Origin of the sequence: Dietzia sp. SYD-A1, from assembly GCF_015356725.1 — a bacterium.
GTDB lineage: Bacteria > Actinomycetota > Actinomycetes > Mycobacteriales > Mycobacteriaceae > Dietzia.
The window spans coordinates 1-5,955 of sequence record NZ_JADDKI010000329.1; the positions used below are offsets into that span (position 1 = coordinate 1).

Genomic DNA, 5,955 nt, shown 5'->3' on the forward strand with positions numbered 1-5,955 from the left:
GCACCGGCGACTGCGCCGGCGACGATGCGGCCCATCCCGCTCGCGGACCGGGCTGCGCGGTGGCGGCCGGCGGTCGCGCCGGAGCCGGCCACACCGAGTCGATCGGCGAGCTCGGTGAAGGTGATTCGAGTGGCGTCGGACATCAGGGGAAACCTCGGAGTTCGGTGCGTGGGCGAAGCGGCGGGCCGACCGGCTTCCCCGGTGGCCTCCAAAAAGGTAACAGATGTATCTCGGCCCTGTCACGTCAAAAGCACGAATAGAGTCGAAAGCGCCGGTGAGCGGGTGCCCACCGGCGCTACCGAGTTGTTACCCGAAGGTGATCAGTGGTCCGCCTCGCCCATCCGGTGTACGAGGATGAAGTTGGTCGACCCCTCGACGCCCGGCACGTTGCCCGCGACGATCACGATGAGATCGTCCTCGTTGTACCCCTCGAGGGGGAGCAGCAGTTCGTCGGTCACCTTGACGAGCTCCGCCGTCTCGTGGACCCGGTCGGTCAGGAACGTCTCGGTGCCCCACGTGAGAGCCAACTGGCTCCGGATGCGCGGATCACCGGTGATGGCGATGAGCGGCAGGTGACTGTGCAACCGGGCGAGGCGGCGGACCGTGTCCCCGGTCGAGGTCACGGCGACGAGCGCCTTGGCGCCCAACCGCTCTCCGATCTCCCGCGCCGAGTAGGAGATGACCCCGCGTTTGGTCCGGGGGATGTGGACGAGGTCCGGCGCGGCGGTGGAATCGGACTCCACCGCGAGAGCGATCGACGACATGGTCCGCACCGCGTCGATGGGGTACTTGCCCACCGAGGTCTCTCCCGAGAGCATCACCGCGTCGGCCCCGTCGAGCACGGCGTTGGCGACGTCCGACGCCTCCGCCCGGGTGGGCCGGGAGTTGGTGATCATGGACTCGAGCATCTGCGTGGCCACGATGACCGGCTTCGCGTTCTCCCGGGCGATCTGGATCGCCCGCTTCTGGACCAGCGGCACGTCCTGCAGTGGCAACTCCACGCCCAGGTCGCCCCGTGCGACCATGATCGCGTCGAAGGCCAGGACGATGGATTCGAGATTCTTGACGGCCTCGGGCTTCTCGAGCTTGGCGATCACCGGGACGTGCACGCCGACCTCATCCATGATCGCGTGCACCAGGTCGACGTCCGCCGGAGACCGGACGAAGGACAGGGCGATGAAATCGACGCCCAGGTCCAGCGCGAACCGGAGGTCCGCGACGTCCTTCTCGCTCAGCGCCGGGACCGAGACGTTCATCCCCGGCAGGGACACCCCCTTGTTGTTGGAGACCGTGCCGCCCTCGGTGACGACGCAGTGGACGTCGTCACCCTCGACCCGCTGCACGGTCAGACCGATGTTGCCGTCATCCACGAGCAGTCGGTCGCCGGGGCGGGCATCGGCCGCCAGCCCCTTGTAGGTGGTGGACACGCGCTCCTTGGTCCCCTCCACATCCGCGACGGTGATGGCGACCATGTCACCCTCCGCCCACTCGTGGCGGCCCTCGATGAAGCGGCCGAGCCGGATCTTGGGGCCCTGGAGGTCCGCGAGCACACCGACGGCGTGCCCCGACTCGTCCGAGGCCTGGCGGACCCAGCGGTAGTTCGCTTCGTGGTCGGCATGGTCCCCGTGGCTGAAGTTGAGCCGGGCGACGTTCATCCCGGCATCGACGAGTTCACGGATGCCGGCCTCCGAGGCGACGGCGGGACCCAGGGTGCAGACGATCTTGGTACGACGGTTCACCCGTACCAATCTAGACCCCTCGCCGGGATGACCGGTGAACGCGACGTCAACGACCGGCCAACGGGGGTGCGTCCCCCGGGGACTCCTCGGTCACGTCCTCGGGAGCACGCAGCTCGGACGGGTCCTCGCGGCCCCGGCGTGCCCGCCACACGTAGATCAGCGCGGCCAGCATGACGACGACGGAGACGACGGTGTTGATGCGCAGCCCGAAGATCTCGGTCGCCGCATCCGCACGGAGCAGCTCGACCCAGAACCTCCCGAAGCAGTACAGGGCCACATAGAGCGCGAAGAGTCGGCCGTGCCCGAGCCGGAACCTGCGGTCGATCAGCACCAACGCCACGGCCACCAGGACGTTCCACAGGAGCTCGTACAGGAACGTGGGGTGCACGGTCGCGAGCACCTGCCCGGTGGACCGACCGAGGGTCTGGGAGTATCCGTACGCCTCGTCGTACCGCTGGTAGATCTCCAGGGCCCAGGGCACGTCGGTCTCGCGACCGTAGAGCTCCTGGTTGAAGTAGTTCCCCAGTCGACCGATTCCCTGCGCCAGGACGATGCCCGGGGCGACCGCGTCGCCGAACGCGCCGATCGCCCGGATCCCCTGCTGCCGCAGGCCGATGTAGGCACCGATCGCGCCCAGCGCGACCGCTCCCCAGATCCCCAGACCGCCGTCCCAGATCTTCAGCGCGTCGACCGGGTTCCTGCCCTCACCGAAGTAGCGGTACCAGTCCGTGGCCACGTGGTAGACGCGACCGCCCACGAGGCCGAAGGGGACGGCCCACAGCGCGGTGTCGAGGACGACCCCCGCGCGCCCCCCACGGGCGACCCACCGCTTCTCGCCCCACCAGATGGCCACGACGATGCCGAGGATGATCCACAGTGCGTACGCGCGCACGGGGAACGGACCGAGCTCCCAGACCCCCTGCGGAGGGCTGGGGATCACGAGTCGACTCCTCGCCGACGCACGCCCGACGCGAGATCGGCCGTCAACCGCGCGAGGGCGTCGCCTCCCTCGGTGGCGGCGGTGATGAGGGCGGAGCCCACGATCACCCCGTCGGCGTAGGAGGCGATCTCCGCTGCCTGGTCCCCGTTGCGCACACCGAGTCCGACTCCACACGGCAGGTCCGAGAGCTCGCGGACACGGGCGGTGAGGGTCCTGGGGGCATCCGAGACCACGTCCCGCGCCCCGGTGACCCCCATCACTGCCTGGACGTAGACGAATCCGCTCGTGTGGGACAGCGTCATGGCCAATCGTTCGGGCGTCGACGACGGCGCCACCAGGAAGACCCGGTCGACGCCGTGGGCGTCCGTCGCGGCGATCCACTCGTCCGCCTCGTCCGGGATCAGGTCCGGTGTGATGACCCCGGTCCCCCCGGCGGCCGCGAGGTCCGCCGCGAACCGGTCGACGCCGTATTGCAGGATCGGGTTCCAGTAGCTCATGACGACCGGGACCGCCCCGGCCTCGGCCACCGCGCGGACCACGTCGAAGGTGTCCCGGATGCGGAAGCCCGCCTCCAGTGCCACATCCGCGGCCGCCTGGATGGTGGGGCCGTCCATCATGGGATCCGAGTACGGGATCCCCACCTCGATGACGTCGCAGCCGCCGGCGACCATGGTGCGAACGGCCTGGACGGACCCCTCGACCGTGGGGTACCCCGCTGGGTAGTACCCGATGAGAGCGGCCCGGTTCTCCGCACGGCACCGCCCGAAGACCTCGCTCAGCGCGCTCATCCCTCGATCCCCCCGTCCGCGTACTCCCCCGCGCCGTCGTCCGCGCCCCGGCTCGAGTCCACCCCGGCCTCCGGGGGGGTCCCTCCGCCCAACAGGCCGAACCACCGGGCGGCGGTGTCGACGTCCTTGTCGCCTCGACCCGAGACGTTGACCAGTATCAGGTCGACGCCCTCGGCGGCGAGCTGCGCTGCTCCGGCGACCGCGTGGGCGGACTCGATGGCGGGGATGATCCCCTCGGTGCGGCACAGTTGGGCGAATGCGTCCATCGCCTGGGCGTCGGTCACCGGCCGGTATTCCGCGCGGCCGATGTCGGCGAGGTACGAGTGCTCGGGTCCCACACCCGGGTAGTCCAGCCCCGCCGAGATCGAGTGCGACTCGGTGGTCTGCCCGTCCTCGTCCTGCATGAGGTGCGCGTAGGAGCCCTGGAAGACGCCCGGCCTGCCGGCGTTGACGGTCGCGGCGGTGCGACCGGACGCCACGCCGTCGCCGCCCGCCTCGCAGCCCACCAGGCGGACCGAGGAGTCGTCGATGAACGGGTGGAACAATCCGATCGCGTTGGACCCACCACCCACGCACGCCACCGCGGCGTCGGGCAGTCGTCCCACCCGCTCCAGCATCTGGGCGCGCGCCTCCGTACCCACCACCCGTTGGAAGTCGCGGACCATCGCGGGGAAGGGGTGTGGGCCGGCGGCGGTGCCGAACGCGTAGTACGTGTCGTCCGCACGGGAGACCCAGTCCCGCATCGCCTCGTTGATCGCGTCCTTGAGCGTCGCCGACCCCACCTCGACGGCCTCGACCTCCGCTCCGAGCAGCCGCATCCGGGCGACGTTCAGGGCCTGACGGCGGACGTCCACGGCACCCATGTAGATCTTGCACTCCAGTCCGAGCAGGGCGCACGCCGTGGCGGAGGCGACCCCGTGCTGTCCGGCCCCGGTCTCGGCGATCACACGCTTCTTGCCCATGCGGTGCGCGAGCAGCACCTGGCCGAGGACGTTGTTGATCTTGTGCGACCCGGTGTGGTTGAGGTCCTCCCGCTTGAGGAACACCCTGGCGCCGATCTCCGCCCCGAAACGTCCCGCCTCGTACAGGGGCGACGGCCGACCCGAGTAGTCGCGCTGGAGCCGGTCGAGCTCGTCGAGGTAGGCGTCGTCCGCGCGGGCCTTGGCGTAGGCGTCGGCGACCTCGTCGACGACCGCCATGAGCGCCTCGGGGACGTAGCGCCCACCGAATGCACCCCAGTGGCCCCGCTGGTCGGGCTCGTGTCCGGTGGTCGTCCGGAGCACGTCTCCCATCGAGGGCAGCGGTGTCAGCTCGTTAGAATTCACGGCTCCCAGTCTGCCGGAAGCGTGCGCCGGGGGCCTAGCGGGGTCCCTGCGGACACGACGGGTGGGAACCCGCCGTGGCCAGGGCGTTGCACGCCGCACGGGGGTCGCCTTTGGTCACCAGGCCCTCACCCACGAGGACCGCGTCCGCACCCACGCTGGCGTACGACAGGAGGTCGGACGCGTCACGGACGCCGGACTCGGCGATCTTGACCACTCCGGACGGCAGGCCCGGCGCGATGCGGGAGAACACATCACGGTCGACCTCGAGCGTCTTGAGATTCCGGGCGTTGACTCCGATCACGGTGGCACCGGCCTCGAGGGCGCGATCGGCCTCCTCCTCCGTGTGGACCTCCACCAGCGCCGTCATCCCCAGTGACTCCGTGCGGTCGAGCAGGGACACCAGGGCGTCCTGTTCCAGAGCCGCCACGATCAGCAGCACGAGATCGGCGCCGTGGGCCCGGGCCTCGTGGATCTGGTACGGCCCCACCACGAAATCCTTGCGGAGTACCGGGATGTCGACGGCCCGACGGACCGCGTCCAGGTCCGCCAGGCTGCCGTTGAAGCGGCGCTCCTCGGTCAGGCACGAGATGACGCGGGCACCACCCTCCTCGTACATCCGGGCGAGCACCGCGGGATCAGGGATGTCGGCGAGCGGACCCTTCGAGGGACTCGCGCGCTTGACCTCGGCGATGACGCCGACACCCGCCCCCCGGAGCGCCCTGAGCGCGTCCCGCGGCTCGGGCGCCGACCGGGCCGCCTTCTTGACCGCAGTGAGGTCGGTGACGGCCTCGCGGGCAGCGACGTCCTCGCGGACCCCGTCGATAATCGAGTCGAGCACGGTACCCACCGTGACCTCCCTCTGCAGTGTTCGGGCAGGAAGTGTGATCGAGATCAACAATAGAGGCAGCACATGGGGTTCTCAGAATCGGGACCCGCTCTCGCCGGGCTCACCCCGTGGGATCGCGACCCTCGTCGAGTTCCTGCCACAGGTCAGTGCCGGTGTCCACGGCGGACTCGCCGGTCCCCCGGCCCTGGCGACGTGCGGCGGGCGTCACGTAGCGATCGTCGCGCCGCACCCGACGGGTCGGCCAGATCATGGGGACGGCGCCCGCGGCGAGGAGTGCCGCTGCCCCGGCCCCGGTGAGCGCCGGCCCGGCCGAGCG

Annotated in this window: 6 protein-coding genes; all 6 read right to left on the reverse strand. The window is 70.3% G+C overall.

The annotated features are described in order from the left end of the window. Positions 1-320: 320 nt before the first annotated feature. Positions 321-1,739, reverse strand: a complete 1,419-nt coding sequence (gene pyk / locus IY392_RS13015; protein WP_107756295.1) for a pyruvate kinase — start codon at positions 1,737-1,739, stop codon at positions 321-323. 46 nt (positions 1,740-1,785) lie between these two features. Then, a complete protein-coding gene (gene lgt, locus IY392_RS13020; protein ID WP_182613350.1) occupies positions 1,786-2,679 on the reverse strand; it encodes a prolipoprotein diacylglyceryl transferase in 894 nt (297 codons plus the stop codon). Beyond that, positions 2,676-3,467, reverse strand: coding sequence for a tryptophan synthase subunit alpha (trpA, locus tag IY392_RS13025; protein WP_107756293.1), 792 nt, complete (start codon positions 3,465-3,467; stop codon positions 2,676-2,678). Before trpA ends, lgt begins: the two co-directional genes overlap by 4 nt. Continuing rightward, positions 3,464-4,759, reverse strand: coding sequence for a tryptophan synthase subunit beta (gene trpB, locus IY392_RS13030; RefSeq protein ID WP_107756292.1), 1,296 nt, complete (start codon positions 4,757-4,759; stop codon positions 3,464-3,466). The genes trpA and trpB overlap by 4 nt, the downstream gene beginning before the upstream one ends. Before the next feature lie 67 nt (positions 4,760-4,826). Beyond that, positions 4,827-5,639 carry an indole-3-glycerol phosphate synthase TrpC gene (gene trpC / locus IY392_RS13035; RefSeq protein WP_182613351.1) on the reverse strand — a complete coding sequence of 271 codons (813 nt, stop codon included), beginning with the start codon at positions 5,637-5,639 and terminating at the stop codon, positions 4,827-4,829. Between the two features lie 100 nt (positions 5,640-5,739). Beyond that, positions 5,740-5,955: Trp biosynthesis-associated membrane protein (locus tag IY392_RS13040; protein WP_194861443.1), on the reverse strand; the 216-nt coding region annotated here is incomplete at its 5' end.